The organism is uncultured Amaricoccus sp. (genome assembly GCF_937858865.1).
Lineage (GTDB): Bacteria > Pseudomonadota > Alphaproteobacteria > Rhodobacterales > Rhodobacteraceae > Amaricoccus.
This window is the reverse complement of sequence record NZ_CALLYO010000107.1, coordinates 1-2190: the sequence shown is the minus strand read 5'-3', so window position 1 is coordinate 2190 and position 2190 is coordinate 1. Positions and strand designations below refer to the sequence as shown.

The window sequence follows — 2190 nt, the reverse complement described above, 5'->3', positions numbered from 1 at the left end:
GGCGGCCTCGATCTCGGCCAGCCGCTCGCCGATCAGGCGCAGGCCGCGCGCGGTGACGAGGTTGGGGTGGGGGCTGACCGGGAGCTCGGGCAGCGCCTCGGGACGCGCACCGTCGTCTTCCTTCACGAATGCCCGGCTCATCTTCGCACCTCCCCGTTCATCCCGAGGTAGGCTCGCCGGGCGCCGTCGGCAAGAACCGCGGCGGCCCCGAGGTTTGCGTTTGACAAGGCCGGGCGCGCGCCGGAGCCTTGGCGCCTCACAGGCGGGAGGGACGGGCCATGGGCTTCCGGGCGATCGTGGTCGAGCGGGATGCGGAGAAGCGGACCCGCGCGGAGGTGCGCGAGATCGGGCTCGCCGACCTGCCCGAGGGCGAGGTGACGGTCGCGGTCGACTGGTCGACGCTGAACTACAAGGACGGGCTCTGCCTCGGGCCGGGGGCGGGGCTGGTGCGGAAGTATCCGCACGTGCCGGGGATCGACTTCGCCGGGCGGGTGGAGGCGTCGGACGATCCGCGCTACCGGCCGGGCGATCCGGTGGTGCTGACCGGCTGGCGGGTGGGCGAGGCGCACTGGGGCGGCTATGCCCAGCGGGCGCGGGCCAAGGCGGACTGGCTGGTGCCGCTGCCCGAGGGGCTGACGCTGCGCCAGGCGATGGCGATCGGGACGGCCGGGCTGACCGCGATGCTGGCGGTGATGGCGCTCGAGGGGCACGGGCTCGCGCCGGAGAAGGGGCCGGTGCTGGTGACGGGCGCGGCGGGCGGCGTGGGGTCGGTGGCGGTGGCGGTGCTGGCGCGGCTCGGCTACGAGGTGGCGGCGGTGACCGGGCGGCCGGAGGCCGAGGGCTACCTGCGGCGGCTCGGGGCGCGGCGGATCGTGCCCCGGGCGGAGCTGGCCGGCCCGGCGGAGCGGGTGCTCGAGTCGGAGACCTGGGCGGGGTGCGTCGATGCGGTGGGCGGCAGCGTGCTGGCGCGGGTGACCAGGCAGCTCAAGTACCGCGCGGCGGCGGCGGCGGTCGGCAATGCCGGAGGCGCGGAGGTGCCGCTCTCGATCATCCCCTTCCTGCTGCGCGGGGTGAGCCTGCTCGGCATCGACAGCGTGCTGCAGCCGTTCGAGAACCGGCAGCGGGCCTGGGCGCGGCTGGTGCGCGATCTCGACCTCGAACTGCTCGAGACGATGGTGCGGCCGGCGGTGCTGGCCGACCTGCCGGCGCTCGGGGCGGAGATCCTGAAGGGGCGGGTGCAGGGGCGGGTGGTGGTCGACGTCAATGGCTGAGGGTCAGCCGGGCGGCGGCTCCGGCCGCACGGCAAGGCAGAGGCAGGCCTGGGCGCCGGTGGCCTCGGGCGCCTCGGGGCCGGCCGGGAAGGCGAGCTCGCCGGGGTGCCAGATGTGCCGGCCCTGGCGCAGGGCGCCGCGGATCACCAGCGCGGCGGCGGGGGGGCCGCCGGCCGCGACCGGCGTGCCGGGACGGGCGCGCAGCAGGCCGACGCGCTCGCCGGGGAAGCCGTCGAGCCAGAAGGCGGCGAGGCCGGGCGCGACGGGCTGCCAGCGGATGTCGCCGTCGCGCGGCGCGAGGCGGCAGAGCGGGCGGGGGAGCGGCGGGTCGCGCGGCTCGGCGGCGGGGGCGGGCGCGGCCGGCGCCTCGATCCGGGCGAGGGCGCGCTCGAGGCAGCTCGGCGCGGGGTCGACCGGCTTGCCGCAGCAGAGGAGCGCGCCGCCGAGCGCCTCGAGGCGCGCCGCCTTGTCGCGGCAGCAGGGGCAGTAGGTCAGGTGGCTGGCGACGACGAGGCTCATTCCGCAGGAGAGCGCGCCGGCGGCATAGTCGGCGATCATCGCCGTGGGCGCGTGCCCGCTCGTCATCATCGGCTACCTGTCAAGGCCTCGGTGCCGATGCTACGAGGCAAGGGCGCGGACGGATCACCCGGCGCCGGCGGAAAGTCAACGGAGACGGCAATGGAGACCGCAATGGAGACGGCAATGGAGACCTGGCGATCTTGAGCGAGCTGTTCCTGCACCCGCCGTTCGATGCCCCCGCCATCCAGGCGCTGGTCCTCGGGCCGGAGCCGCCGCTGGCGGCGCGCCCGGCGGCGCTCGCGGGCTTCGCGCTGCGCGCCGACGCCGATGCGCTGCGGGTGGCGCTGGTTGCCGCGCCGGGCGGGCGGGTCGAGGGGGCGCTGGCCGATCCGCCGGCAGC

The 2190-nt window shown here is 76.8% G+C and carries 3 protein-coding genes; 2 read left to right on the top strand and 1 reads right to left on the bottom strand.

What is annotated here, in order from left to right; translation table 11 throughout:
* The first annotated feature begins 278 nt into the window (after positions 1–278).
* The gene (locus tag Q0112_RS02885; protein ID WP_297971155.1) at positions 279–1271 is read left to right on the top strand and encodes an MDR family oxidoreductase; all 993 of its coding nucleotides are present in this window, start codon (positions 279–281) and stop codon (positions 1269–1271) included.
* Between the two features lie 3 nt (positions 1272–1274).
* Here Q0112_RS02885 and Q0112_RS02880 read toward each other — a convergent pair whose 3' ends face one another.
* Complete coding sequence (locus Q0112_RS02880) at positions 1275–1859, bottom strand: hypothetical protein (RefSeq protein WP_297971152.1); 585 nt, start codon at positions 1857–1859, stop codon at positions 1275–1277.
* 131 nt (positions 1860–1990) lie between these two features.
* Here Q0112_RS02880 and Q0112_RS02875 point away from each other — a divergent pair.
* Positions 1991–2190, top strand: a 200-nt coding sequence (locus Q0112_RS02875) for a hypothetical protein (RefSeq protein WP_297971149.1), incomplete at its 3' end; no start/stop codon positions are given.

What these genes read in the sequence shown, in the direction of transcription:
- Q0112_RS02885 (WP_297971155.1), top strand. Translation starts at nt 279, where the DNA reads ATGGGCTTCCGGGCGATCGTGGTCGAGCGGGATGCGGAGAAGCGGACC.
- Q0112_RS02880 (WP_297971152.1), bottom strand. Translation starts at nt 1,859, where the DNA reads ATGATGACGAGCGGGCACGCGCCCACGGCGATGATCGCCGACTATGCC.